The sequence below is a fragment of the Streptomyces sp. NPDC058001 genome (assembly GCF_042886315.1).
GTDB lineage: Bacteria > Actinomycetota > Actinomycetes > Streptomycetales > Streptomycetaceae > Streptomyces.
In genome coordinates, this window is record NZ_JBHVQT010000002.1 from 355,791 (window position 1) to 382,313 (window position 26,523).

General features: G+C 72.9%; 17 protein-coding genes. 8 read left to right on the forward strand and 9 right to left on the reverse strand.

Annotated elements, in window-relative coordinates; genetic code table 11:
- Positions 1–153: 153 nt before the first annotated feature.
- From ACFVT5_RS05085 to ACFVT5_RS05115, 7 genes are all read left to right on the forward strand, one after another.
- Positions 154–1,860 carry a dynamin family protein gene (locus ACFVT5_RS05085; protein ID WP_389881534.1) on the forward strand — a complete coding sequence of 569 codons (1,707 nt, stop codon included), beginning with the start codon at positions 154–156 and terminating at the stop codon, positions 1,858–1,860.
- 5 nt (positions 1,861–1,865) lie between these two features.
- Positions 1,866–4,013 (forward strand): YfjP family GTPase, encoded by a 2,148-nt coding sequence (locus ACFVT5_RS05090; protein ID WP_389881536.1) that lies wholly within the window; start codon positions 1,866–1,868, stop codon positions 4,011–4,013.
- A 142-nt stretch (positions 4,014–4,155) separates the two neighbouring features.
- Complete coding sequence (locus tag ACFVT5_RS05095) at positions 4,156–4,635, forward strand: single-stranded DNA-binding protein (RefSeq protein ID WP_389881538.1); 480 nt, start codon at positions 4,156–4,158, stop codon at positions 4,633–4,635.
- 289 nt (positions 4,636–4,924) lie between these two features.
- Complete coding sequence (locus ACFVT5_RS05100; RefSeq protein WP_389881540.1) at positions 4,925–6,331, forward strand: Cys-Gln thioester bond-forming surface protein; 1,407 nt, start codon at positions 4,925–4,927, stop codon at positions 6,329–6,331.
- A 236-nt stretch (positions 6,332–6,567) separates the two neighbouring features.
- Positions 6,568–8,232 (forward strand): energy-dependent translational throttle protein EttA, encoded by a 1,665-nt coding sequence (gene ettA, locus ACFVT5_RS05105; RefSeq protein WP_389881542.1) that lies wholly within the window; start codon positions 6,568–6,570, stop codon positions 8,230–8,232.
- A 12-nt stretch (positions 8,233–8,244) separates the two neighbouring features.
- Entirely contained in the window at positions 8,245–8,703 is a 459-nt protein-coding gene (locus ACFVT5_RS05110) for an acyl-CoA thioesterase (RefSeq protein ID WP_389881544.1), read from the forward strand.
- Complete coding sequence (locus tag ACFVT5_RS05115) at positions 8,700–9,476, forward strand: hypothetical protein (RefSeq protein WP_389881546.1); 777 nt, start codon at positions 8,700–8,702, stop codon at positions 9,474–9,476. The genes ACFVT5_RS05110 and ACFVT5_RS05115 overlap by 4 nt, the downstream gene beginning before the upstream one ends.
- Positions 9,477–9,492: 16 nt before the next feature.
- Here ACFVT5_RS05115 and ACFVT5_RS05120 read toward each other — a convergent pair whose 3' ends face one another.
- From ACFVT5_RS05120 to ACFVT5_RS05135, 4 genes are all read right to left on the reverse strand, one after another.
- Positions 9,493–10,455: an ABC transporter ATP-binding protein gene (locus tag ACFVT5_RS05120; RefSeq protein WP_389881548.1), complete on the reverse strand. Its 963-nt coding sequence runs from the start codon at positions 10,453–10,455 to the stop codon at positions 9,493–9,495.
- Positions 10,456–10,538: 83 nt separating this feature from the next.
- The gene (locus tag ACFVT5_RS05125) at positions 10,539–13,340 is read right to left on the reverse strand and encodes an FtsX-like permease family protein (RefSeq protein ID WP_389881550.1); all 2,802 of its coding nucleotides are present in this window, start codon (positions 13,338–13,340) and stop codon (positions 10,539–10,541) included.
- Complete coding sequence (locus ACFVT5_RS05130; protein ID WP_389881552.1) at positions 13,340–16,720, reverse strand: FtsX-like permease family protein; 3,381 nt, start codon at positions 16,718–16,720, stop codon at positions 13,340–13,342. The genes ACFVT5_RS05125 and ACFVT5_RS05130 overlap by 1 nt, the downstream gene beginning before the upstream one ends.
- A gap of 174 nt (positions 16,721–16,894) precedes the next feature.
- Entirely contained in the window at positions 16,895–17,308 is a 414-nt protein-coding gene (locus ACFVT5_RS05135) for a globin (protein WP_389881553.1), read from the reverse strand.
- An 86-nt stretch (positions 17,309–17,394) separates the two neighbouring features.
- Here ACFVT5_RS05135 and ACFVT5_RS05140 point away from each other — a divergent pair, with 86 nt between their 5' ends.
- On the forward strand, positions 17,395–18,360 hold the full coding sequence (locus ACFVT5_RS05140) for a methyltransferase domain-containing protein (RefSeq protein ID WP_389881555.1): 966 nt from the start codon (positions 17,395–17,397) through the stop codon (positions 18,358–18,360).
- A 3-nt stretch (positions 18,361–18,363) separates the two neighbouring features.
- Here the strand turns inward: ACFVT5_RS05140 and ACFVT5_RS05145 are convergent, their stop codons facing one another.
- From ACFVT5_RS05145 to ACFVT5_RS05165, 5 genes are all read right to left on the reverse strand, one after another.
- Positions 18,364–19,446 carry an FHA domain-containing protein gene (locus ACFVT5_RS05145; RefSeq protein WP_389881557.1) on the reverse strand — a complete coding sequence of 361 codons (1,083 nt, stop codon included), beginning with the start codon at positions 19,444–19,446 and terminating at the stop codon, positions 18,364–18,366.
- A gap of 96 nt (positions 19,447–19,542) precedes the next feature.
- Positions 19,543–20,886 carry a VWA domain-containing protein gene (locus tag ACFVT5_RS05150; protein ID WP_389881559.1) on the reverse strand — a complete coding sequence of 448 codons (1,344 nt, stop codon included), beginning with the start codon at positions 20,884–20,886 and terminating at the stop codon, positions 19,543–19,545.
- Positions 20,887–20,977: 91 nt separating this feature from the next.
- Entirely contained in the window at positions 20,978–22,405 is a 1,428-nt protein-coding gene (locus ACFVT5_RS05155) for a PP2C family serine/threonine-protein phosphatase (RefSeq protein WP_389881561.1), read from the reverse strand.
- Positions 22,406–22,408: 3 nt separating this feature from the next.
- A complete protein-coding gene (locus tag ACFVT5_RS05160) occupies positions 22,409–25,102 on the reverse strand; it encodes a tetratricopeptide repeat protein (RefSeq protein WP_389881563.1) in 2,694 nt (897 codons plus the stop codon).
- Positions 25,099–26,427: a hypothetical protein gene (locus ACFVT5_RS05165; RefSeq protein WP_389881565.1), complete on the reverse strand. Its 1,329-nt coding sequence runs from the start codon at positions 26,425–26,427 to the stop codon at positions 25,099–25,101. The genes ACFVT5_RS05160 and ACFVT5_RS05165 overlap by 4 nt, the downstream gene beginning before the upstream one ends.
- Positions 26,428–26,523: the final 96 nt, after the last annotated feature.

Sequence of the window (26,523 nt, forward strand, 5' to 3'; positions counted from 1 at the left end):
CGAATCGTGCATCGCTTTTGCCGCCTCACGCCCCGGGTGTTGTGCACTCGTTATGCCTGCGCCCCAGTCGCACCTTCCGCCCCTTGTGTCCTATCGGCGCGCAGGAACAGTCATATGCTTCAGAAAGCTGCCTAAATTGGGCATTCTTCGCATGTGGTGACCTTGGACGTACGGCCTCAACTGCTCGATGCACTCTCCGCCCTGCGCGAGCGTGTCGCCGCCGCACGCTTTCCGCTCCCTCTCCCGGGGGCGCCACGCGCGCGTGCCAACCGCAGGGAACTGCTGGCACAGCTCGACGACTATCTGGTGCCCCGTCTGAAGGCACCTGAAGCACCCCTGCTCGCCGTGATCGGCGGTTCCACGGGAGCGGGCAAGTCCACTCTGGTCAACTCCCTCGTGGGGCGCCAGGTGAGCGAGGCGGGCGTGCTGCGGCCCACCACGCGTGTGCCCGTGCTCGTCTGCCATCCGGACGACCATCACTGGTTCAGCGGCATGCGGGTCCTGCCCGACCTCACGCGCGTGTGGGCGCCCCCACAGGACTCCCTGACCGTGGGGCCCTACGGTGTCCGGCCCACCGCCGCCAGGGGCGCCAGGGCCGCCACCGAGCGGCAACTGCGCATCGAGACGGCCACCGCCCTCCCCGTCGGGCTCGCCCTCCTGGACGCGCCCGACATCGACTCACTGGTCGCCGAGAACCGTGTCCTCGCCGCCCAGCTCATCTGCGCCGCCGACATCTGGGTCATGGTCACGACCGCCGCGCGGTACGCCGACGCCGTCCCCTGGCATCTGCTGCGGACCGCCAAGGAGTACAACGCGACCCTGGTCAGCGTCCTCGACCGCGTCCCCCACCAGGTCGTCTCCGAGGTGTCCCGGCAGTACGGCGCGCTGCTCACCAAGGCCGGGCTCGGCGATGTCCCGCGGTTCACGGTGCCCGAGCTTCCGGAGTCCGCGGGCGGCGGCGGACTGCTGCCGTCCACCGCGGTCGCCCCCCTGCGCGCCTGGCTCACGCACCGCGTCCAGGAGCCCACGGCACGTGCCCAGGCCCTCGTCCGTACGGCCAACGGAGTGATCGACTCCCTTCGGGCGCGGGTGCCCGAACTCGCCGGCGCGGTGGCCGCCCAGCACGCGGCGGCCGTCCGGCTCACGGCCGTCGCCGAGGAGACGTACGAGAGCGAGCACGCGCGCGTGAAGGGCCGTTTGAAGGGCGGCGCCGTGCTCTCGGGAGACGCGCTCAAGCGATGGCGCAGCTACCCGCTCGACTGCGGCGCCGGTGAACTCCTCGACGCCCTCGTGGAGAGCCTGGGCGCGCTGCTGCTGTGCGGTGTCACCGCGGCGGACGAGCGGATCGACGAACGCTGGCGGCCCGAATCCGCCGCGGGCGCACCCGGCCTGACGGACCGTGACCCCGGCCTGGAGAGCGCCGAGCACCGCATCGGCATGGCCGTACGGCGCTGGCGGCGCGTCCTGGAGGAGTACGCCGAGGAGGAGGTGCGCGAACTCACCAGGACCGACAAGACCGGCAAGACCGGCAAGGCCGACAAGGTCGACAGGATCGCCAAGGCCGCCAGGGCCACCAAAATTACCGTCCCCGACCCGGACGCGGTCGCCGCGCTGCTCGCCACCACCCTCCTAGGCGGCCGACGGGGGCGCAGCGCGGGCGAGACCCTCGCCGCGCGCCTGGGGGCCCAGGGCGCGCTCCGGCTGCGCGACAAAGGCGGCCGGCTGCTCACCGAGTACGTCGAGAAGGTCCTGCACACCGAACGCGAGCGCCGTCTGGCGCCGCTCGACGCCCTTGGGGTGCACGTCGATCCCCAGGCCGAACTCATCGCCGCGCTGTCCGTACTGCAGAAGGAGAGGTGACCGCGGTGACTGCCGTGACCGACCACGCGGATCACACCGACCACCAGGACCAGGACCGAGCCGGGGACGAGGACCGAGCCGGGGCGGAGAACGCGCCCTCCAGCAGGAACACGCCCGGCAGGGACACGTCCAGCAGGAACGCGTCCAGCAGGGACACGTCCAGTAGGGACACGCCCGGCAGGGACACGTCCTCCCGCAAGGACCCCGTATCGCGTACGGACACCGCGGCGCGCGCGGAATCCGACTCCACCGGTGGCGGTTCCGAGGGCGAAAAGGGGTCCCCGCGCGCGAAGAAGGGCGCCGACGACGGGCGCGACGCGATGCCCGGCGAGGGCGACGGCGACGCGCGCGGGGAGGGCGGTCCGGCATGGGACGACGGGCTGATCGCGCGCCGCGTGTCCGACGACGACGCGCTCGCCGCGGCGACCGCCCGCGACAGCGCCCCCGCGCCCCCACCCGCGTACGTGCCCCCGCACCAGCCCGGCGCGGGCGCTGTCTACGACGGACAACTGCGCGGCCGGCTCGACGCCCTGCGGGAACTCGTCGGCCTCTCCCGCGCGCGGCTCGACCGGGGGACCCTCGCCGAAGCGGGCCGCGTCCTCGACGAGGCGTCCGCGCGGCGCAGACTCTCCGACCGGCACACCGTCGTCGCCGTCGCGGGCGCGTCGGGCAGCGGCAAGTCGACGCTCTTCAACGCGCTCGCCGGAGTCACCATCTCGGACACCGGCGTCCGCCGCCCCACGACGTCGACGCCGATCGCGTGCACCTGGACGGACGGCGCCGCCGGTCTGCTCGACCGGCTCGGCATCCCGAGCCGGCTGCGGCGCAGACCCGTGCAGAGCCCGGACGCGGAGGCCCAGCTGAACGGTCTGGTCCTGGTCGACCTGCCCGACCACGACTCGGCGTCCCTGGCCCACCGTGAACAGGTCGACCGCGTCCTCGCGCTCGTGGACGCCGTCATCTGGGTGGTCGACCCCGAGAAGTACGCCGACGCCATCCTCCATGAGCGCTATCTGCGCCCCATGGCGGGCCACGCGGAGGTCATGTTCGTCGTGCTCAACCAGATCGACCGGCTGCCCGGCGACGCCGCCGACCAAGTACTCGACGATCTGCGGCGCCTCCTGGACGAGGACGGCATCGCGCTCGGCGAGTACGAGGAACCGGGCGCGACCGTGCTCGCCCTGTCCGCCCTCACCGGCGACGGGATCGACCAACTCCGCGAGGCACTGGACCAGTTCCTGGTGGAACGCGGCGCCCCGGCCCGCCGTATCGCCGCCGACGTCGACGCGGCGGCGGCCCGCCTGCGGCCCGTCTACGCGGCCGTGCGCCGGCCCGGACTCACCGAGGAGGCGCGCGACGAGTTCTCGGCACACCTCGCGGAGTCCGTCGGCGCGGTCGCCGCGGGCCAGGCCGCCGAACGGGCCTGGCTCCGGCACGCGGGCAAGGCGTGCGGCACGCCGTGGCTCAGGCTGTGGCGCTGGCACGAGTCCCGGCGCGAACCCAGGATGCTGTGGCCGGTTGCCCTGACGCCCGCCGAGGAGGAGGCCACCGCACGCCAGCGCGTGGAGCAGGCGGTCCGCACGGTCGCCGACCAGGCGGCATCCGGACTGCCCATGCCGTGGGCGCAGGCGGTGCGGGAGGCGGCGGTACGGGGATCGGCCGGGCTCTCCGAGGCGCTGGACCTGCTCGCGGTGCGGGCGGGGGTGCCGACGGGACGTCCGCCGAGGCCCGGCTGGTGGCCCGTGGCGGTGCTGGTCCAGGCGTTGATGACGATCCTTCAGGTCGTCGGTGGAGTCTGGCTGGCCGCGCAGATCGTCCGGATCACGGCGCCGAACCTGGGTGTCCCCGTGCTGCTGATGGTCTGCGGCATCGTCGGCGGTCCGCTCGTGGAGTGGACCTGCCGGATGGCGGCACGTGGCCCGGCCCGCAGATACGGCGAGGAAGCGGAACGCCGACTGCGCGAGGCGGCGGCGGGGTGCGGTCGCGCGAGGGTCTTGGACCCGGTCGCGGCGGAACTTCTGCGGTACCAGGAGGTTCGGGAGCAGTATGTGCGGGTGACGACGGGGGCGGTCGCGGGGGCGGCGGCCGGCGCGGCGGATGTGGCGGATGTGGCGGAGGTGGCCGCGGGGGTCTCGGGGGCCTCCGGGGTCTAGGCCGGTACGTCGTCCCTGCGGGTGACGGAGTTGTCCACAACCGGCCGGTAGCCCACAGGCTTCAGCGAGTTCGCCGCGATGCGCGCACTCTGGATTCCAGCCGTACGGGACGAGCCCGTACGAGATCCGGAGGGGGTTCACGATGAACGAGACGCTGGTGACGGTCGTGGGGAATGTGGCCACGGCCCCGGTGTACCGCGAGATGCCGACGGGGTCGGTGGCGAGGTTCCGACTGGCCGCGACCTCGCGGCACCGGGACCGGACGAAGGACGCGTGGGTCGACGGGCACACCAACTTCTTCACGGTGTGGGCGTGGAAGGGGCTCGGCACGAATGTCGCGGCCTCGCTCTCCGTGGGGGAACCGGTCATCGTGCAGGGCCGGTTGAAGGTCAAGATCGAGGACGGGGGACCCCGGGGCGCCGGGCAGCAGTGGGCGTCGGCGGACATCGACGCGTACGCGATCGGGCACGACCTGTCGCGAGGGACCTCGGCGTTCCGGCGGGCCTCCGCCGTCCGGACGGCGGAGGGACATCCGCCGGAGCCACAACAGCCGGGCCCCGAACCGGACTTCGCGATCGAGCCCATGCCCCGGCCCACCGATGAGCTGGCCCCGGCGACCTGAGTCGACCTGGGCCGATCCCGGCGACCCGAGTCCATACCTGAGCCGACGTCACGAAGTACGGCTTATCGGCGAACTACCGGCGAATCAGCCTCATTGATTTGTCGATAAGCCCAGGTCGGACGGGGTGTCGGCGATAACGATTCCGAGTCGGAACGGCTATCCGATGGTATGCGCGGGTTCCCTGGTCCGCCGCGCTCCTAGGATTCCGGGCGTAGCTCACGGGGCATCTGATTCTGCTGGTGGAACCGCATCCCCCCATGTCAACGGTTCCTGCCCGAAAGGGATTTCTGTGTTTTCTGTTCTGTCCTCCCCACGGCGGGGAGCCGTCCGTCTTGCCGCCGCGACCGTCGTGTCCGGCCTGGTCGTCGTCGGCGCCCTGGCCGGTGCCGGCGTGGCCGCGGCCGACGAGGCGCCGCAGCAGCACGGCGGCGCCGCCGCCACGCTCGGCGGCCTGAAGACGTTCGGCAAGGCCGTCATCCATGACAACGGGCGTGACCAGCCCGTCTCCGCGGGCCTGTTCGAGATGTCCGTCGACAACGGCGGCACGCTCCAGACCTACTGCATCGACATCCACAACCCGACGCAGAAGGAAGCCAAGTACCAGGAGACGCCCTGGAGCGGCACCTCGCTGAACGGCAACGCCGACGCGGGCAAGATCCGCTGGATCCTCCAGAACTCCTACCCGCAGGTCAACGACCTCGCGGCACTCGCCCAGAAGGCGGGCGCCGGCCCGCTCACCGAGCAGGACGCGGCGGCCGGTACGCAGGTCGCGATCTGGCGTTACTCGGACGGCGCGGACGTCGAGGCGGTCAACCCGCAGGCGGAGAAGCTCGCGGACTACCTCCAGGCGAACGCGCAGAACCTCGCCGAGCCCAAGGCGTCCCTGACCCTGGAGCCGTCCGCCGTCGCCGGACACGCGGGCGAGAAGCTGGGCCCCGTGACCGTGCGGTCCAGCGCGGACCAGGTCACCGTGGCCCCGCCGGCAGACGCCGCGACCAGCGGCGTGCGGATAGTCGACGCCGACGGCAAGCCGGTCACCACGGCGCGCAACGGCGGCGAACTGTTCTTCGACGTCCCGAAGGACGCGGCCGACGGTTCGGCGGCGCTGACCGTCCAGGCGTCGACCACCGTCCCGGTCGGCCGGGCCTTCGCCTCGGAGACCCGCAGCCAGACCCAGATCCTCGCCGGGTCCAGCGAGTCGACGGTCTCGGCGACCGCGTCGGCGAACTGGGCGAAGACCGGTGCGATACCCGCGCTGTCCGCGGAGAAGAACTGCTCCAAGAGCGGTGTGGACATCACGGCGAGCAACACCGGCGACGAGGCGTTCACCTTCGAGCTGATGGGCATCACGCACACCATCGCGGCCGGCAAGACCGAGACGGTGACGATCCCGCTCAAGGAGGACCAGGCGTACGACTTCACGATCACGGGTCCGAACGGCTTCGAGAAGCGGTTCAAGGGCGTCCTCGACTGCGAGACGCAGGGCAGCGGAGGCGGCGACAGCGCGACCCCGTCGTCCGCGCCGAGCCCGGCGTCGGCGGGCGGCACCAGCGCTGGTACCAGCGGCGGTGACCTCGCCGAGACGGGCAGCTCCAGCGCCACCCCCCTGATCGCGGGCGCCGCGGTCCTGCTCGTCCTGATCGGCGGCGGCGTCGTGTTCTTCCTCCGTCGCAAGAAGTCCCCGGCCGGGGAGTGATCCCGCAGCCACCGTGCACTCCGACACAGAGTGACCCCAGGGTCACCCCGTGAGCACAGCGGCCCCGGCCCGCCCTCCGCGGCGACCGGGGCCGCCGCACGTCCGGGGTCGGGTCCATGGTTCGGACCAGGCGGTTTCTCCGGGTGCCGGGGTGTACGGCAAGATGGGTGTGTCTGCCCTCACGCGGCGGAGTCACATGTTGACATTGCAGGTTTCAAGCGGTCGGACGGTTTCTCTTGGCTGAGTTCATTTACACCATGCGCAAGACGCGCAAGGCGCACGGCGACAAGGTGATTCTCGACGACGTCACCTTGAACTTCCTGCCCGGCGCGAAGATCGGTGTGGTCGGGCCCAACGGCGCCGGCAAGTCCACCGTTCTCAAGATCATGGCGGGCCTTGAGCAGCCGTCCAACGGTGACGCGTACCTGTCGCCCGGCTACTCCGTGGGCATCCTGCTCCAGGAGCCCCCGCTGGACGAGTCGAAGACGGTCCTGGAGAACGTGCAGGACGGCGTCGCGACCGTGAAGGGCAAGCTCGACCGGTTCAACGAGATCGCCGAGCAGATGGCGACCGAGTACACCGACGCGCTGATGGAGGAGATGGGCAAGCTCCAGGAGGACCTGGACCACGCCAACGCGTGGGACCTGGACGCCCAGCTGGAGCAGGCGATGGACGCCCTCGGCTGCCCGCCCGGCGACTGGGCGGTCACCAACCTCTCCGGTGGCGAGCGGCGCCGCGTCGCGCTCTGCAAGCTCCTCCTCGAACAGCCCGACCTGCTGCTCCTCGACGAGCCCACCAACCACCTCGACGCCGAGTCCGTGAACTGGCTGGAACAGCATCTCGCCAACTACCCGGGCACCATTGTGGCCGTCACCCACGACCGGTACTTCCTCGACAACGTCGCCGGGTGGATCTGCGAGGTCGACCGCGGCCGCCTCCACGGCTACGAGGGCAACTACTCCAAGTACCTGGAGACCAAGCAGACCCGTCTCAAGGTCGAGGGGCAGAAGGACGCCAAGCGCGCCAAGCGGCTCAAGGAAGAGCTGGAGTGGGTGCGGTCCAACGCCAAGGGCCGGCAGGCGAAGTCGAAGGCGCGTCTCGCCCGGTACGAGGAGATGGCCGCCGAGGCGGACAAGATGCGGAAGCTGGACTTCGAGGAGATCCAGATCCCGCCGGGCCCGCGGCTCGGCAGCATCGTCGTCGAGGTCGACAACCTCAGCAAGGGCTTCGGCGACAAGCTCCTGATCGAGAACCTGTCGTTCACGCTCCCGCGCAACGGCATCGTGGGCGTGATCGGTCCGAACGGCGCGGGCAAGACCACGCTGTTCAAGATGATCCAGGGCCTGGAGGAGCCGGACTCCGGTTCGATCAAGGTCGGCGAGACGGTGAAGATCGCGTATGTCGATCAGAGCCGCTCCAACATCGACCCGAAGAAGACGCTGTGGGCCGTCGTCTCGGACGAGCTGGACTACATCAACGTCGGCCAGGTGGAGATGCCGTCGCGCGCGTATGTGAGCGCGTTCGGCTTCAAGGGCCCGGACCAGCAGAAGCCCGCGGGCATTCTGTCCGGCGGTGAGCGCAACCGCCTCAACCTGGCGCTGACGCTGAAGCTCGGCGGCAACCTGCTGCTCCTCGACGAGCCGACGAACGACCTCGACGTCGAAACCCTGTCGTCGCTGGAGAACGCCCTCCTCGACTTCCCCGGCGCGGCCGTGGTCGTCTCCCACGACCGGTGGTTCCTGGACCGCGTCGCGACGCACATCCTGGCGTACGAGGGCGACTCGAAGTGGTTCTGGTTCGAGGGCAACTTCGAGTCCTACGAGAAGAACAAGATCGAGCGGCTCGGCCCGGACGCGGCGCGTCCGCACCGTGCCACGTACAAGAAGCTGACCCGGGGCTGAGGTCGAACGATCGTGACCCGTCATGTGTACTCCTGCCCGCTGCGCTGGTCGGACATGGACGCCTTCGGCCATGTGAACAACGTGGTCTTCCTCCGCTATCTGGAGGAGGCCCGGATCGACTTCATGTTCCGGCTGGCGCCGGGTGACGGCTCGCCGTCGTTCTCGGGCGGGTCGGTGGTGGCGCGCCATGAGATCGACTACGTACGGCCGTTGGTCCACCGGCATGAACCAGTGGTCGTCGAGTCGTGGGTCACGAAGATCAACGCGGCCTCGCTGACGATCGCGTACGAGATCAAGGACGGCGAGGGCTCGGACGAGGTGTATGTCCGGGCGTCCACCGTCGTCGTGCCGTACAACTTGGAGGCGCAGCGGCCCCGGCGGATCACCGCCGAGGAGAAGACGTACCTCCGGAAGTATCTGGACGACGGCGGGACGGACGGCGGCGGCGACGCGGAGGCGCTTGCCGCATGACGGGCCCGAGCCAGCCGGACGGTCCGGGTCGGCCGCGGCGGACGCTGCATTTCGCCGACGCGGGGGAAGCGGCCGATCTCGCCGCCTTCCTCGGCCGGCTGCTGCACTACGACCGGGGCGCCGCCGTCCGCGTCCAGGCGTCCGGCAGCACGCTCGCCGTGTTCGGGCGCCCGCCGTCCTTCGAGGTCCTGGCGATCCGCACGGCACGCCTGGCGAAGCCGTACGAGCACGGGATCGACGCCGCGCTCGACAGCACCGTGTCGGCGGGGGAGCTGCTGGAATCGGTGGACGAGACGGCCGGTACGGCGACCGTGCCCGACGCGGTCACCGGGCCGCCCTGGGCCGGGGTCCTGCCGCCGCGCGGTGGCTGGCACCCCGAGCCGGGGCTGCCCGCGCCGGGCGCGGTGCGGGCGATGGTCGCGGGGGCGGTCGCCGAATTCCGGTCCCGTACGGAGGAGTTGGCGCCCGAGGAGCGGACGCGGGCCGTGCTCGACCGGATCGGGCGGGAGATCTGGTCCCGTCCGATCGGCGACAGCGAACTGCCCGTGCGGGCGGCACACGCGGCACAGGCGCTGGGCTTCCTAAGGGCCGTTCCGGCGCCGGTACCGGCGGGTCAGCCCCCGGTGCCCCCGGGCCGGGCTCCGGGCGCCGGTCCGTCCGAGGCACCGCTCACCCTTCTCGCCGCCGGGGCGTGGCTGCGGCTGCGCACCCCGTACGGCTCGATCGCCGTACGCAGAGCGGGAGTCGGCCCGCTGAGCGTCACCCCGACCTGAGCCGGACGAGAACGCGCTAGCCCTCCTCGGTGTCCGGCCACACTCCGATGTGGTCCTCCTCGTGTTTGAGGAGGACACGGTCCCGCATGCCCAGGCTCTCCGTGTACTCGGCGGGGAGCTGGAGGCGTCCCGCGCGGTCGAGCATCGCGTACTCGCGGGCGACCAGCGACTCCTCGCCGGTCGTGGCGTCGACCTCGGTGCGGCGCAGGACCTCCGTGGAGGTGCGGCCGTCGCGGATGGCGACCGTACGGCGGACCTCGCCGGCCACGGCCTGGTCGTGGGTGACGATGACGACGGTGGTGCCGAGCTGCTCATTGGCGGTGCGGAAGGCGGCGAAGATCTGTTCGCCGGTGTGGGAGTCCAGTTCGCCGGTGGGTTCGTCGGCGAGGAGGACCGAGGGGTCGTTGGCGAGGGCCACCGCGATGGCGACGCGCTGCTGCTGGCCGCCGGACATCTGGTGCGGACGCCGGTCACGGCACTCGGCGACATCCAGCAACCCGAGGAGTTCCAGGGCGCGTTCGGACTTGGCGCGGCGGCCGGGGGCGCCCTTGCCGTGCAACTGCATGGGCAGCGTCACATTCTGAGCGGCCGTCAGATAGGGCAGCAGATTGCGGGCGGTCTGCTGCCAGACGAAGCCGACGACGTCACGCCGGTAGCCGAGGCGTTCCTTCGCGCCCATCGTGAGCAGATCGCGGCCCGCGACGCTCGCCGCGCCCGCCGTCGGCTCGTCGAGGCCCGCGAGGATGTTCATCAGCGTGGACTTGCCGCTGCCGGACGCGCCCACCAGGGCCATCAACTCGCCCTCGCGGACAAGGAGATCGAGGCCCTGGAGAGCCTGCACCTCCACGCCGTCCGTGGAGAAGATCCGGACCAGCCGGTCGCAGGTGATGAGGGCGTCATGCCCGTACGCGGGCCGGTCACGGCGGGCGGTGGCCCGCCGCTCAAGGTCGGCCAGTGTCGTGTCGGTCGTCGTGGTCATGGACGGCGCTCCCGGGTCGTCGGTCCGTGGATGGTTGACGGGTCCCGTCGTCTCGTCGGTCCGTGGCTGGTGGACAGGTCCCGTCATCGTTGGTCACCCACCCTGAGTTCGCGTACGGCTCCGCGGCGGCCCGTCCACCATGCCTGCGCCACCGCGACGCCGACCGTCAGCAGGACCACGGCGAGTGCGGGCAGCAGGAGGGAGAACAGATCGGGGCGGAGGGTGCTGATGCCGGCGGGCGGTGAGTTGGTGGCGGACGCGGTGGCCAGCGCCACAGCGGTGAGGTCCGTGCCCGGGGCGAGCAACCGGATCGCCGCCCAGCCGGTCAGTGCCCCGCCGATCGCGGCGGGCAGGGCCTGCGGCAGCGACTCCAGGACGAGCAGACGGCGCCCGTCGCGGCGGGTGAGGCCCATCGTGCGGAGCCGGGCGAGCAGCGCGGCGCGTTCCGGGGCCGCGCGGGCCAGGGCGAGCAGCAGGGCGAGGGCGGCGTAGCCGGCACTGGCGGCGACGGCGGCGACGTAGACCCGCTCGGCGCCGGTCTGTGTCGGCGAGTCGGAGTACCGCTCGCGGGCGTCCTCCCGCAGATGGACATTGGCGGTGACACCCGCCACCTTGGCCAGCGCGTCGGCGTCGAGGCGGTCGCCGGTCACCAGCAGGGTGGTGGGCCGCATCTCCCGCCCCAGCGCACGGACGTCCACGACGAGGAACTCGGCACCGGACACCGCCGGAGTCAACGACCGCTGCGCGACGATCCGTACGGTCACCTCCCGCCCACCGCCGATCAGGGCGAAGGGCTCCGTACCGAGCCGCCGCGCGGTCGCGGGCGACGCGACAGCGGGCACGACGGCGTCGGTACCGGACTGAGCCTGATCACCCTTACCGCCCGCCCCCTCGGTCAGGACCCCTGCGGGGAACGCCCCGAGGTCCATCCGTCCCGCCAACCCGGCGTACGCCGTCGGGTCCACGGCGACCAGGGGGAGCTTCGCGTCGCTCTCGGTCGGTGCCGCGTTGTAGTCGATCTCGGCGCGGGTCACATCACGGACGCCCGACACCTTCGCGAGGCTCGCCGGCGCCGTCGGAGGGAACGGCAGGCCGGGCGCCTCCACACGGGCGTCGGCGCCGGTCTCGATGACCGCCGCGCGGTCCCGGGCATCCGTGACGCCCGCCAGCACCGAACCGCCGAACGCCGCCGTCGTCAGCGCCGTGAGCAGCGCCAGCAACGGCAGTACGGCCGAAGCGGAACCCCGTCCCGCCCGTGCGAGCGACAGATGGCCGATGACACCGCGCAGCCGCCCGGCGGGCCGCGCCAGCCAGCGCAGCGGCAGCGGATACACCCGGACCAGGACCAGCGCGGCGATCACACCGACCAGGACCGGGGCGAGCGCGACGAGTTCGCCGCCGTCCGAGGTGCCCCGCCGGCGCAGCGCGGCGACGGCGCTCACCGCCAGGACGAGCAGGGTGAGTTCGGCGACGGTCCGCTGCCGCGAGGGCCGCGCGTTCGTCAGGTCGTCCCGCGCGGTGTGCACCCGCACGGCCCGGTGCGCGGCCATCGCCCGCACCGGCAGCACCCCGCACGCGAGGAGCGTGACCACACAGGCGCCGGCCACGGCGTACGACGACCGGCCCTCCGGTACGGCGAGCAGCGCGACCGCGAGACCGAGGGCGCCCGCCGGAACGGCCACCACCGCGGTCTCGCCGAGGAGCCGCAGCCCGATCCCGCCGAGGGAGCCGCCGCGGGCCCGCAGCACGGCGAGTTCGGCGCGCCGCCGCCCGGCGGTCAGGCCGCCCGCCATCAGCAGCACCACCCCGGCGACGGCCGCCGCGCCGAACGCGGCGACCGCGACCACCGGTGCGATCCCGGCCTGGAGCCGGTCGTAGCCGTCGAGGATGTCGTCGAGGTCGGTGCCCGCCGCCGTGTTGATGTCGGTGACCTGGCGGATCCGCAGGAGATCGGCGCCGTCGACGGTGGCCGTGACGGCGGCCTTCAGACCGGTCAGATCGTGCGCGGTCAGGGCGTCGATGTCGGGCGCGATGTGCCAGAACCGCTGCGGGTTCGCGGTCGTGCCCAGCAGCGCGGGCGCCGCGTCCGGCGCGAGCAGCAGGGTGCCGAGCCAGTACCGGGGGGAATCGGGGTCCTGGGGCGCGACCGGCACCAGGGCGGGCGACCGCAGGATCGGCTGGGTGCCCCAGTACGCGGACTTCGGGCGCTCCGGCGTCAGGATGCCGGTGATCCGCACGGCCAGGTCGGCGCGCTGCACGCCCGGCACATGGATCACGGAACCGGCCTTGATCTTGAGCCGGTCCGCGGTCTCGGCGGTGACCGCGCCCTCCACCTCGCGGGCCTCGGCCGTGACGCCCGTGCCGGCGCGCGGCAGCCGCCCGTCCCGGAGCTTCGCGTGCGTGTCGAGTCCGTCCTGCGCCGAGAAGAAGAACTGGGGATTCAACCTGTCGGGCCGGGCCAGCCAGGTCTCGCGCGCCTCAAGGGAGTCGAGGGTCCGCACCCCGTACGAGGACTGGGCGGCGTCGGCGGTCAGCGGTGCGCGCAGCCGGCCGACGACTCCCTCGTACGACCGGTGCAGCGCGGCGCCGCGCAGCGACTTCTCGCGGGTCTCCTGCTCGATTTCCAACCCGGGCTGCGGCGCGGTGAACTGGACCGTGGAACTGCCCGGTGACGCGTCGGTGACCGCCCGGCGCAGCCCCGCGTTCTCGTACGCGTCCACGGCGCGCGGGAACGCGGCGGCCAGACACGCGGTCACCGCGACCAGCAGCGCCAGCGCGCAGGCGGCGCCGGGCGCGGCCCGCAGCCGGGTCCGCACCCAGGGCACGACGACCCGGCTCCCGGACCGGTCGGGCAGGTCCGCTGAGGACTTCTTCGGGTTACGCATCACTCGCCTCCCTGGCGGAGAGAGTCGGCCATGTCGGCGCTGCGGCGCAGGGGCAGCGCCGCCGTGACGAGCAGCGGGGCGAAGGCGACGAGGGCGAGCAGCAGGGCGACCCGCTCCGGGGGCAGCGCGACGGAGACCGTCGGGATCGGCTGGGTGGCGCGGGCGGTGAGCACGACGAGCGGCACCACGGCCCGGGTCAGGACCGCGCCGAGCGCGACGCCCACCAGGAGCGCGAGGGTGATGAGGATGCCCTGTTCGGCGGCGACGAGCCGGGCGAGGCGGCGGCGCGGGGTGCCGAGGGCCCGCAACACGGTGAATTCGGCGGCCCGTTCGCGCAGCGACCCGGCCGTGCTGACCGCGAAGCCGACGGCGGCGAGCGCGGCGGCGGCGACAGCGGCGGCGGCGAGCGCCGACTCCGGACCCGCGCCGAGCGGGTCGTCGCGCAGCCCGTCCGCGATCTCCTCGCGCACCACGACCGACGACGGGTCGATGTCGGGCCGGGCGCGCACGGCCGACGCGACATCGGACGTACGGCCGGACTCGGGGGTCAGCCACCACTCGGTGGGGGTGATGCCGGTGGTCTGACGCGCGGTAAGGGCGAGGTTGACCGCGCGCAGGTCGAGGAGGAGCGCGCCGCCGTCCGTGGCGGGCCCTGCGGTGGGCGCGGCACCGTCCTCGTCGTCCGCGGCGGGCGTCCGCACCACGTCGTCGAGGGCCGTGGTCGGCAGGGCACGGACCCGGTCGACGAGCTTGACCGGGACATGGGTTCCGGCGATCGGCACGTCGACGCTCTGCCCGATCCGCGACCCGGTCACCGACAGGAACTTGTCGGTGGCGACGGCAGCGACCTCGGGCGGCCGGGCCCGGTCGACGGCGACCCGGACGGTGAGGGTGGTGGGCGCGCTGTACGTGTACTCGCCCGGCATGAACCCGGTGCCGTACGACACGGACAGCGCCGTCGCCGTCGCGCGCCCGACCTTCGGCGCGGTGGGACGCGTGTCGGTCCGGCTCGACATGTCCGTTCCGGTGAGCTGGTTCGACCCCCGCCACGCCGTGCTCAGCTCCACCGCATGGGCCGTGCCGGACGCGTCGGTGGCGCGCAGGCCCTCCAGCGTGAGGGTGTGGTCCTCGGCCAGGCCCACCGGCTGCGTGAGGGTGAGTTCGAGTCCGGTCAGGGTCAGCGGCTCCGCGATCCGCCCGGCGGCGCCGCCCGCCGCGTGCGTCAGATCGAGCGCCAGCCGGTGCGCCTTGCCGTCGGTGGGCACCTCACCGACCGGGAGCCGGTACGTGGTGCCGTAGCGGTCCTCCACGGTCACCGCGACATCGGGCGCCTCGACGGGGGCGACGAACTCGGGCCGCTTCCCGGCGGACCGCTGTTCGCTGTGCAGCCGCAGCGTCAGATCGAGGTTCGTGGTGCCCTTCGGGAGGGGGGTGCCGGCCGTCCGGTCGGACTTCCGCGCGGTACCCAGGTCGCCGACGAGTCGGTCGGTGGGCCGGTCCGCGAGGTCGGCGCGCAGCAGCATCGCGTCCGCCGCGTGTTCGGTGTCGAGGGCGAGGACCGTGGCCTGCCGGTCACCGGACAGTGGCATCGAGGTCCGTGACCCGGGGGCCGCCTCGCGTACGCCGGGCGTCGCCGCGTACACACCGGCCTGGCCCAGTTCGCCCGCGCCGGCGTTCGTGACGCGTATCTCGGCACCTGCCCGGAAGTCCGCCTGGTCGTCCTGCGAGCGGTTCCAGGAGGCGCCCTGGCCGATCGCCAGCATGCCCATCGCCACCGCGAGGACCAGGAGCAGCACGGGTCCCGCGCCGCGCAGCGGGCGGCGGCTGAACTGCCAGCCCGCGAGCGCCGCCGAGAGACCGCGCCCGCCCGCCGCACGCCGCTCGGCGAGCCGGGCGACCGGCGGCAGCAGCCGCAGGGTCAGGACCGTTCCGGCGAGCAGGGCGAGCGCGGGCGCCGTGACCAGGAGCGGATCGATGCCGAGGCCGCCGCCGCGGTCGCCCGTGAGCGCCCCGGAGCCGGAGGTCTGCTGGTCGAGTTGCCAGTAGGCGACGCCCGCGATCACCAGCAGCCCCACATCGGCGCCGGCCCGCAGCGGCGCGGGCAGGGCGCGGGCCCGCCCGCGTTCCGGGCCGTCCGCCGAGGTCAGCGCGGGCAGGGTCACCGCGAGCGCGCAGCCCAGGGCGACCGCGGCGGCGACCAGCCAGACCAGGGCGTCGGGTCCGGTGTCCAGGCGCAGCCCGATCCGGGACAGGGCGCCCTGTCCGGCGAGCAGCCGGGTCAGCGGTCCGGCGAGGAGCGGTGCGCACAGGGCCGCGGGCACCGCGAGGAGCAGGGCCTCCGCCGCCGCGAGCCCGCCGATCCGGGCGCGGGAGCCGCCGCGCGCCCGCAACAGACCGGTCTCCCCTGCCCGTTCGGCGCTCAGCAGCCGGGCGACCAGGAGCAGCGCGTATCCGGCGAGCAGGACCAGTTGGAGCGCGACGATCAGCAGCGTGGACCGGGACACCAGGAGGGACCGCTCGACCCGGTCGAGGACGGTCGGCAGCGCGGTCGTGACGGCGGTGCTGCCGCCCAGCGCGGGGTCCTTGCGCAGGTCGAGGACGCCCTGCCGGGCGGAGTCGCGCAGCGCGTCGATCCGGCCGGTGGTCAGCGTGGAGAAGTCGGGCGACGCGAGCCAGGCGGTCTGCCCCTCGCTGACCCGCGCGCCCTTCAGCACGGACGGATCGGTGAACAGCGGCCCATAGGTGGTGAACGCGACCTTCTGCACACCGCGTCCGTGCAGGTCGTCGAGTTGCCAGTACGCGTCGTCGGCGTGCGCGGGACGGTAGACGCCGGTGACCCGGACCCGTACCGAAGGGCCGTCGAGGCGGTCGGTGAGGGTGAGATCCCGGCCGGGCCGCACCCGCAGTTCCCGGGCGGCGGCCTCGGGCAGCGCCACCTCCACGGTCCGGCCGTCCGTCGCGCGCGGCGCCCGGCCCTCGGTGAACCGGACCTTCTCGGGGTCGAGCGCCGCGAGCTGCGTGAGGTCGGGATTGCCGGCCCGCTCCGCCGGTGCCTGCAAGGAACGCGGCAGCGCGTAGGGGCCCGAGCGGACCAGGGTGCGCACGGTCGTCGGCAGCCCGCCGAAGGTCTCGCGGGCCCCCTTCCGTACGGCAGTGTCGGCGGCCGTACGGGCGTCCGGGGCGATCGGGGCCTTGGCGATGAGGGCCGTGGCCGCCGTGTCGCGGGTCTGCAAGGTGTGGCGCAGCGCCGCGTCGCCGATGGTGCCGGAGAACGCCGCGAGGGTGGAGAGGACGGTGGTCGTCAGCACGACCGCGATCAGCGCGGCGGCGAGCAACAGCCGATGGGCCCGTACGCGCGCCAGTACGAACCCCGTCACCATTGGCCCCCCGCCATTTCACGCTCTACGCCGTACGTTTCAGTCGTAACGTTTCAGTCGTACGTCTTCCGAAGTCCGCCCGATGTTTTCAGAGTGAACACAGTTTCGGGAAGGGGTGGCGGACCGGATGTTGGAAAGTTGAGACCGGATATCGGCGTTCCGCTTCGCCCGTACCGCTCAGTCGACGGGGTCGGCGGAGTTGACCATCGACGCCGCCGCGTACGTCAGGTATTTCCAGAGCGTCTGCTCGTGCTCCTCGGAGAGCCCCAGCTCGTCGACCGCGTCCCGCATGTGCTTCAGCCACGCGTCGTGCGCGGCCCGGTCGACGGTGAACGGCGCGTGCCGCATCCGCAGCCGGGGGTGGCCGCGGTTGTCGCTGTACGTGGTCGGGCCGCCCCAGTACTGGATCAGGAACAGGGTGAGCCGGTCCTCGGCCGGGCCGAGGTCCTCCTCCGGATACATCGGCCGGAGCAGCGGGTCGTCCGCGACGCCCTGGTAGAACCGGTGCACCAGGCGACGAAACGTCTCCTCGCCACCGACCTGCTCGTAGAAGGTCTGCTCCTGAAGGCTGCCGCGCCGGATCTCGTTCACGGGTCCATGGTGTCATGCACCCGGACGGAGGACTCCGGACCTAGGACCTGGGCCAAGGCACGGGAGTTCCGTGGCACCGTGGAGACATGGGCACCGACGAATCCCTCGCCACCGCCGCCCGCGCAGGGCTCGTGCGGGACATCGAGGCGAGCGGTGCCTGGGACGCGGACCCGGAATGGCGGTCCGCGTTCGAAGAGGTCCCCCGGCACCTCTTCGTGCCGTACTACTACGTCGCCGTACCCGGCGGGTACGCGCGGATGTGGGGCGAGGACCCCGACCCGGCCCGCCGCGCCCGCTGGCTGCGCGGCGCCTACCAGGACGCGCCGCTCGCCACCCGGGTACGGGACGGGGAGCTGATGTCGTCCAGCAGTCAGCCGTCGCTGATGGCGAAGATGCTGGTGGAACTCAGGGTGGGCGAGGACGACTCCGTCCTGGAGATCGGCGCGGGCACCGGCTACAACGCGGCGCTGCTCGCGTACCGCGTGGGCAGCGGCCGGGTGACCACCATGGACCTGGAACCGGAGATCACCGAGTCGGCGCGCACGCATCTCGCCGCCGCCGGGTACGCGCCGACGGTGGTCACCGGGGACGGCGCCCGTGGCTGCGCGCAGCGCGCTCCGTTCGACCGGATCATCGCGACCTGCACGATCGGCGCGGTGCCGCGCGCGTGGCTCGCGCAGTGCGTGCCGGGCGCCCGGATCCTGGCACCGCTGGCCACCGGGCTGATCGTCCTGGAGGTACGGGACGCCACGCACGCGGAGGGCCGGTTCCTGCACACCCCCGCGTACTTCGTGCCGCTGCGCGGCGGGGGGCATCCGCCCGGGGAGCCGCCGAGGCTGGGCGGGCTGCCCCGGCGGGCCCTGCGCGACGAGCTGTTCCAGTTCCTGCTGACCCTCACGGCGGGCCGCCTCGATCCGCAGGACGCCCTCACCCTCTGGCACGGCGAGAACCGCCCCGTACGGGAGCGGTTCGGCGTCACCGTGAACGGCACCGACGCCTGGGCCTGGCTGGACGACCCGGCCGGCCCCTATGCGTGGCCGCTACCGGAGTAGCTGTCAGCCCCGTCGGATCGTGATCGTCGTCCACGCGCCCACATGGACCCGGTCGCCGTCCTGGAGGGGGACCGGGACGAAGGGCTGGATCGGTTCGTCGGAGCCGTTGACCGTGGTGCCGTTGGTCGAGTTCTGGTCGACGACCGCCCAGGAACCGTCCGGCTGCTGCACCAGGACCGCGTGCTGGTGCGAGACGCCCGGGTCCTCCGGCGGCACCGACAGATCGATGTCCGGGATGTCACCGGTGGAGTGGCGGCGCCGGCCGATGGTGATCTGGTTGCCGGTGAGCGGACGCCGCTGCTCGGGCGAGTACGCGGGCAGGTTCAGCCCCGCGGCCTCCGGACCCGAGCGCTGCATCATCGCCATGAAGTACTCACGGTCGGGCCCGATCGTCGCGGCCCACGACAGCGGCGGCTGGTATCCACCGGCCACCGGGCCCGGCGGCTGGAAGTGGTCGGGCTGCTGGAACGGATCGGTGGCACCCGGCATGGTGCCCGGCATGCCACCGGCCGTCGGCGGCGGGATCACCCAGTCGTCGTCGGTGCCGCCGCCGAAGGGTCCGGGCGGGGACGGCGGGCCCGGCGGGCGGCCGGACTCCTGCGGATAGCCGGGAGGCGCGGGCGGTCCGGGCGGGCCGAGTGGCCCCGGCTGCCCCGATCCGATCGGCTCGGCGGGCCGGTTCATCTGCGAGGGGCGCGAACTCTGGTAGTCGAACGACTCCTGCCGCCCCGGCGCCGGGAACTGCGACGCACCCCCGGCACCCGGCCCGCCCGCGGGCGGACGCGGCGCGACCGGGGTGTACGAAGTCGCCGTGTTCGTGAGGAAGTTCCACCGGCACTCCTCGCAGAACGGCGCCCCGCTCTCGCGCTGGGTGTGGCACTGCGGGCAGTACTCGGGCTCCGGCGCCGGATCGGGCACGGCCGACAGATGCGGGCGGCCTCCCGGCGCTCCGGGCGGCGGCGGATAGCCGTAACCGGGGGCGGGCGGCGGCGGTGGCGGCGGTGGTACGGCACCGGCCATGCGGTGACCGCAGACCTCGCACCAGTCGTCGGAACCCGACTGGTGTCCGTTCGGGCAGGTCGGCATGTCGGCGCTTCCCCCTCACTCCGTCACTCGTACTCGCTACGGATCGAACTCGCTGCTGGTCGAACTCGGCTACCGGCCGAACTCGCTACGCACTGCTCACCTCTTGACACGAACCGTCTTGGTCGACCGGGTTTCGAGAGTCATCTCGTCGGCCTCCTCGACCTTCGCCTTCAGTCGCACAGTACCCGCAGCCGCGTCGACCACGTCCACCACCTTCGACAGCAGTTTGGCGGTGTCCTCGTTGCCCGACGCGCTGGCGAGCTGAACGGCCCGGCCCAGTTTGGCCGTTGCCCCGTCGGCGTCCCCCGCCTTGCGGGCGTCCAGTCCCTGCTGGATGACCTGCGCCAGTTCCGCCTGGCCGGTGTAGTGCGCGACCTGCGGATTGATCGATGTGGACGCCGCCATGTCGTCCGTCCACACCGCCCGTACGAGACCCTGCGACAGGGTCTGCGTGGTGCCGTCCGGCTGCGGGATCACCAGCGAGACACGGGCCGCGAGCATCTCCTGCCCGACACTGGCCGCCGGCACCTCCACACAGACGTGGTAGTCGCGGGACTCGTCGCCCCAGGACCCCGTCGGATAGTCGCCCGCGCGCGGACCCACCTCCGTACGGCGGTCCGTCAACTCCTCGACCGTGGGTGCCACTTGCTTGACGAACTTGATCTCGGCGCCCATCGGCGTCCACAGCCGCAGTCCCACGTCCGCGACCTCCTTGCCCATCGCGGTCTCCATCATCTGGGTGAAGTCCGCGGCCAGGCCCGCCGGGTCGGCGACGATGTCGGCGCTGCCGAGCATCGCCGACGCGATCCCTGTGACCTCTTTCACCTCCCAGTCCGTGCCGACACCACGCGCGTCACATGTGAAGCGCCCCGCGCAGGAGTCGAGCGCGGCCTTCAGATCCTCGGACGACTCGTGTTCGTTGCGCCCGTCGGTCAGCAGGATGCCGTGCCGGATCGACACATCGGCGCTGGACAGGAGCCGGTCCGCGAGCCGCAGCCAGGTCCCGATCGCGGTGCCGCCGCCCGCGGACAGCTTCCGCAGCGCCTGCCGGGCCTCCGCACGGGTCCGGGTGTCGGCGACCGCGAGCCGCCCGCCGCCCGGATAGACCTCCTTGGCGACATGCGTGCCGCCGATCACCGCGAAGTGCACCCCGTCGCGCAGGGTGTCCACGGCGGCGCCCGTCGCGTCGCGCGCGTTGCGCATCTTCGTCGGCGGGTAGTCCATCGAGCCCGAACAGTCGACCATGATCGCCACGGCCGCGTCGGGTCCCTGCCCCGGTGTGTACTGATGCGGCGCGGACGCGGCGGTGCCCACCGTGCCGCCGCCGGTCGAGGTCACCGTGACGATCGCGCTGACCTCGCGCCCACCTTCGGGCAGGTACTCGTTCTGGTACACGTCGACCGAGAACTGCGGCACGGTCGACTTCGAGAAGTTGGCCATGGGTTCTGCTCCCCCTTGCTCTCCCACTAGCTGTCCCACGGCACCCGCGTGCCGGGGACACGACGTCAAAACTCGGCTGACCGCGCGGTCCTCAGGCCGATCCTGCCCCCTTCGCGGGGACCGGGAACGGCAGCAGGGCCACTGTTACGTTGTCGTGGCCCCCACCGTCGAGGGCGTGCCCGACCAGGACCTGGGCGCTGTGCAGCGGCCGGTCCGCGGCGTCCACCGGGAGCGCGTCGGCCATCTCCTGGGCCGACTCCGCGTAGTTCCACAGCCCATCGGTGCACACCACCACTACACCCGGACGGTCCGGTTTGAAGGAAGCGGTGTGCGGCTCCAGTTCGTACGCGTCCGCGCCGAGCCAGCCCGTGATCGCGTGGGCGCGCTCGTCGGCGTACGCCTCGGCCTCGTTCATCAGGCCCGCCGAGACCATCTGCGCGGCCCATGAGTCGTCCTCGGTGAGACGCGCGGTGGGTGCCGTGCGGTCGACGGGCACCCAGTACGCGCGGCTGTCGCCGACCCAGCCGACGATCAGCAGGTCCTTGGCGACGATCGCGCCGACCAGGGTGCACGCCGGCGCGTTCTGGTGCGGTGCGTGCTCCCGGGTGGTACCCGGCTCCCCGGCCAGCGAGTTGACGGATTCGGACGCGGCGAGGATCGCGTCGAACATGGCCTGCTGGGGGTGGGTGCCGAGCGGCAGCGACGCGAGCAGCGACTCGTTCGCCGCCCGGGACGCGGCCAGCGACGCCTCGTCGGGTCGGGTCGCCGACGACACCCCGTCGCAGACGATCGCGACGACGGCCGGCGAACCGTCCGGCAGAGCGGTCGAGGAGATGGCGAACGCGTCCTCGTTACGGTGGTGGCGCAGCCCGCGGTCACTGACCGCGGCGACCGCGTCGAGTTCCTGCTCCATGTGGTCCCGTTCGCGCGGCTGTGCCTTGCCGCAGTGCTCGCAGTAGTCGTCCTGGTCCACCTGGCCCACGGAGCAGAACACGCACTGCTTGCCGCCGCCTTGGGTGCCGCCGGCCGATATGGGCGCGGCGGTGCGGGGGTCGGCGGCGGGCGTCGCGGGCGCCGGTGCCGGTGCGGCGAGTGCGGACAGGGGGCCGGGTGCGGGGGGTGCGACGGGCGGTGCCACCGTGGGCGGCCGTCCGGGCGGGGCGGGGAGCGGGTAGTCGCCGCCCACCGACCCTCCGGCCGTCGGTTCGGCCGCCGGGAGGTGCTTGCCGCCCGACTCGATACCCGGGACCTCGGTCGCCAGATGCACCGGCGCGGGCACGTCGGAGCTGTCGACCTCGGGAGCCTGGGGCCACTCGACGGAGGCGCCGGACACGCCGGACGCAGGGGACACGCCGGAGGGATCCTCGCCGTTCATGGCGATCGTGGCGTGGTCGTCGGGTGGCGCGGGCGCCGCCGACAGGTCGTATCCGCAGGCGCCGCAGAACCGGTCACCCGCGTCCACCGGCTCGGCGCAGCCGGGGCACCTGGCTCCGGCGGCCAACTGGGGCTTCTGCGACATCAATCACACCCACGTCCGGGGGCGGAAACGGTTGGCCCGCTCCACCAGTTCGATCCTCTCCTCGCCGCCCCGCGCGAGCCGGGCCAGCGTCCGGTACGAGCGCTCCAGGCCGAACCGCAGCCCACGCTCGTCCAGATCGCTGCCGAGCAGCACGGTGCGTTTGCCCGTACTCGGCGGCGCGGAACCCTGGCCACCGGAGAGTACCCAGTCGAGGGCGGTGCCCAGCACCTCCGTCGACAGGCGCTCCCTGCGGACCGCGTCCAGGCCGAAGCCGTCCAGGGCCTCCACCTGCCCGGCCGCCGCCGTCAGGTCGTCCAGGAGCGGTACGTCACCGCCGGGCGCGACCGGTGCCGTCACGCGCCGTCGCAGCCGGGACCGTACGGCGGCGACGCGCGCCGCCGTGTAGTGGATCGACGACTCCGGCACCGACTCCAGGGTGTGCACGGCCGCGCGCCGGTCGCCCGCGGCGAGCTGCACCCGGGCCAGGCCGAACGCGGAGGACACATAGCTCGGGTCGGTCGTCCACACCAGCCGGTAGTACTCGGCGGCGTTGTCGAGCTGGCCCAGGACCTCCGCGCAGACACCGAGGGCGAGCTTGGGCGCGGGCTCGCCGGGGAACGCGTCGTAGACCGCGTCGAAGGACAGGGCCGCGCTCTCGTGGTCGCCGGTGGTGAGCGCGCCGACGCCCCGGTACCAGACCACCCGCCAGTCGTCCGGGTGGTCGGACTCCAGTGCGTCGAGGGCGCTCGTGGCGGCCTCCGTCTCGCCCATCTCCAGACGGGCCCGCAGCTCCCGCAGCCGCAGTTCGAGTGAGTTCTTCGGCGCCGCGTGCAGCGCCGTGATCAGTTCGGCGGGCGCGGAGGCCGCGAGGCCCGCCAGGAAGCCCGCGTTGGGGTCGCTCGGGTCGACATGCGGGACCGGCAGCGCGAGGGCCGCCGCGGCGGCGGCGAGCGGTTTGACGATCCGGGGCGCGGAGCCGTTCATGGCGACGGCGCCCCCGAGCGTGGACCCGGTCGCGGCTCCGGGCGTGGTGCCGGGTATGGCTTCGGGTGTCGTTCCGGTCGCCGGGGTGCTCGCGGCGACGATCGCGGGGTCGCCGGGGTCGCCGGAGGTGCCGAGGGTGCCCGGGACGCTCGGGGTGCCGGTGCCCGCCGCCAGGGCGCGCCGTTCGCTGCGGCTCGGCGGCAGCACCCGCGTGCCGAGCTGCGACACCTCACCGTGGGCCGCGTCGAACAACTCCGTGTCCGTGACCTTCACTTCGGGCCCGAACAGCGTCGACAGCGCGGGCCGCGGGCGGCCCGTCTGGAGGGCGACGACCTCCCGCAGCACACCCGTGAGCTGCTCGGCCATCTCCGAGGCCGACGCGAACCGCCGCGCCGGATCGGGGTCGGTGGCCCGCACCAGGAGCCGGTAGAACGACTCGTACGTACGGAAGACCTCGATATTGTCCGGGTCGGGCAGGGAGTCCACGAAGACGTTCGTGTACCCCTGGAAGTCGAAGGTCAGCACCGCCAGCGTCCGCGCGACCGTGTACAGGTCCGACGCGACGGACGGGCCGACCTCCGCGACCTCGGGGGCCTGATAGCCCACCGTGCCGTAGATCGCCGACTCGTCGTCGTCCGTTCTGCGGACCGCGCCCATGTCGATGAGCTTGAGCTGGTCCCCGGTCTGGATGGCGTTGTCGACCTTGAAGTCGCAGTACAGCAGATTGCGGCTGTGCAGATGCCCGAGGGCCTCCAGCGCCTCGATGCCGTACGCGCACGCCTGCTCCACCGGCAGCGGATCACGCTTGCCCGCCGTCGTACGCCGGTCGTTGGCGATCTCCTTGAGCGACTTGCCGCCGACGTACTCCATGACGATGTACCCGTCCATGGAGCCCGTGCGCTGGTCCAGATGCTCGACGAAGTTGTAGATCCGGACGATGTTGGAGTGCTCGATCTCGGCGAGGAACCGGCGCTCGGAGATCGCCGCCGCCATCGCGTCCTGGTCACCGGTGTCGAGCAGGCCCTTGAGGACCACCCACCGGTCGGACACGGCACGGTCGACCGCGAGATACACCCAGCCCAGACCGCCGTGCGCGAGACAGCCCGCGACCTCGTACTGCCCGTGCACGATGTCGCCCTCGCCCAGCTTCGGCACGAACGAGTACGGGTGGCCGCACTTCGTGCAGAAACCCTCCGTACGGCCCGTGCGCTCGCCGCGTGAACGGCCCACCGGCGCCCCGCAGTCGGAGCGCGAGCAGAACCGCTTCCGCTCGGGCACCTCCGGGTTCTCCAGGACCATCGCGCGCGGATCGGGACGCGGCACACCCGGCACCTCGACCAGGCCCACGCCGAGCCGGCCCCGGGCCGTCGAACCGGCGGCCGAGCCCGAACTGCGCACCGACACCGACCGCGACGACAGCTTCCCCGACAGGGACCGGGAGAGCCGTCCGGAGACGGATCTGCGGGACTGCGAGGAACGGGACGACCGCGACGAACGGGCCGACGCCTGCGAACTCCGCGCCGACGAGCTGCTGCCCGAGCCGCGCGACGATCCCCGGCCACCGCCGGTGATGCCGGTCGCCGGCGAGTTCACGCTGCCGTTCGACGCGACGACCGGCGCGAGCCCGCAGGTATCGCAGTACAACTCACCGCCGCCCACGTCCTCGTACGCCCCCGGGCAACCGGGCCGCTGACACTTCCGCTCCTGAGTCACGAGTTCCCCCTCCGGTCCACGGGACCGCCCTGGTCGGGCACCCGCGGCACCAACACGTCCGCCGCCGCCCGCTGATACCGCGCCACCGCGTCCGCCGCCGCCCGCAGATCGCACGGCGCGCTCCACAGCATCCGGCGGGCCGCGTCGTACCGCTCGATGAGCAGCGGATCCTCCGCCATGCCGTGCCGGGCCACCTTCGCCTTGTACGCGTCGAGCCTGCCGCGCAGCTCCGCGCGGACCGCGAGCGGCGCCGTGACGGCGGTCAACGACTCGCGGGCGCGCAGCAGTTCGTCCTCGGCCCGCTGCTCAAGGGATTCCAGGAGCGGTGAGAGCCGGTGCCACTGGCCGTGTCTGCGGTACTCGGCGGCCGTCGACAGCTGCTCCTGGAGCACGGTCGGCGGGCCCGAGACGGCGGGCACCTCGGACGCGGCGATCTTCGCGAGGACCTCCCCGCGCGCGGAGCGGGCCTCGGCGAGCGTCCGGTCCGCGCGGGACAGCAGGTCCCGCAGCTTCAGCAGCCGGTTCTCGGCGTCCTGCCGGACGGTGAGCACCGCGTCGATCTCGCGGCGCACCTCCTCCAGGGCGCGCGCCTCCCGGTCGTAGCGCCCGGTGTCGGGCCGGCCGCCGCCGGGTGCCGAACTGCCGGGCGCGGACTGCCAGAACGCCAGCGGGTCCGACACCACCTGTTCGCGCAACGCGGTCAACACGCGCGTGATGCGCTCCAGGTCGTCGCCCGACGGATGCTCTCCCGGGCGTACGCCGACGGAGTGCGCCAGCCGGCGGGTGCGCTGCAACTCCGCCGCGAGCAGATCGATCCGGGCGGGCAGCGCCGACCACACGGCGTCCGCCGCGACGACCAGGTCGAGGGACTGCGCGTACAGCTCGTTCATCCGGGTCACCAGGCGCTCCAGCGTGAACCGCTCGCTGAGCTTCGCCGGGCCCGTGATCGACGGGGACGGCGCGCTGCCCGCCGTGCCGTGCGCGCCCGGCACCGTGACGCTCTCGCCGCGCAGCAGGTCCGTCAGCCCGGCCAGGTCCTCCTGGTTCGGCCAGCGTCTGCGGGCGCGTTGCTCGCGTGCGGTGCGCAGGGCGTCCGTGTACAGGTCGAAGTACGACCACAGCAGGGTGATCGCGCTCTCCGTCGCCGTCCACCGCTCCCGCGTCGTGCCGGTGAGTTCGGCGCCTTCGAGCAGCCTGCGGCCCGCGTGGTCCTGGAGCGCGAGGAGCGATGTCTCGATCGCCTCGTGCTCCGCGCCGAGCCGCGCCAGCGCACGGTCCACCTCGTCCCGGTCCATCACCGGCCCAGGGGGTCCCGTGACGCCCATCGATCACCTCGCCGTTCTTGTCGGTCCTTCGTCGGTCGTTGCCGGTCGCCCCAGGCGGTCGGGTCGGTCGGGTCGGTCGGGTCGGTCGGTCAGGTC

What these genes read in the sequence shown, in the direction of transcription:
- ACFVT5_RS05150 (WP_389881559.1), bottom strand. Translation starts at nt 20,886, where the DNA reads ATGGCCAACTTCTCGAAGTCGACCGTGCCGCAGTTCTCGGTCGACGTG.
- ACFVT5_RS05130 (WP_389881552.1), bottom strand. Translation starts at nt 16,720, where the DNA reads ATGGTGACGGGGTTCGTACTGGCGCGCGTACGGGCCCATCGGCTGTTG.
- ACFVT5_RS05120 (WP_389881548.1), bottom strand. Translation starts at nt 10,455, where the DNA reads ATGACCACGACGACCGACACGACACTGGCCGACCTTGAGCGGCGGGCC.
- ACFVT5_RS05115 (WP_389881546.1), top strand. Translation starts at nt 8,700, where the DNA reads ATGACGGGCCCGAGCCAGCCGGACGGTCCGGGTCGGCCGCGGCGGACG.
- ACFVT5_RS05155 (WP_389881561.1), bottom strand. Translation starts at nt 22,405, where the DNA reads ATGTCGCAGAAGCCCCAGTTGGCCGCCGGAGCCAGGTGCCCCGGCTGC.
- ACFVT5_RS05145 (WP_389881557.1), bottom strand. Translation starts at nt 19,446, where the DNA reads ATGCCGACCTGCCCGAACGGACACCAGTCGGGTTCCGACGACTGGTGC.
- ACFVT5_RS05095 (WP_389881538.1), top strand. Translation starts at nt 4,156, where the DNA reads ATGAACGAGACGCTGGTGACGGTCGTGGGGAATGTGGCCACGGCCCCG.
- ACFVT5_RS05140 (WP_389881555.1), top strand. Translation starts at nt 17,395, where the DNA reads ATGGGCACCGACGAATCCCTCGCCACCGCCGCCCGCGCAGGGCTCGTG.
- ACFVT5_RS05165 (WP_389881565.1), bottom strand. Translation starts at nt 26,427, where the DNA reads ATGGGCGTCACGGGACCCCCTGGGCCGGTGATGGACCGGGACGAGGTG.
- ACFVT5_RS05125 (WP_389881550.1), bottom strand. Translation starts at nt 13,340, where the DNA reads ATGCGTAACCCGAAGAAGTCCTCAGCGGACCTGCCCGACCGGTCCGGG.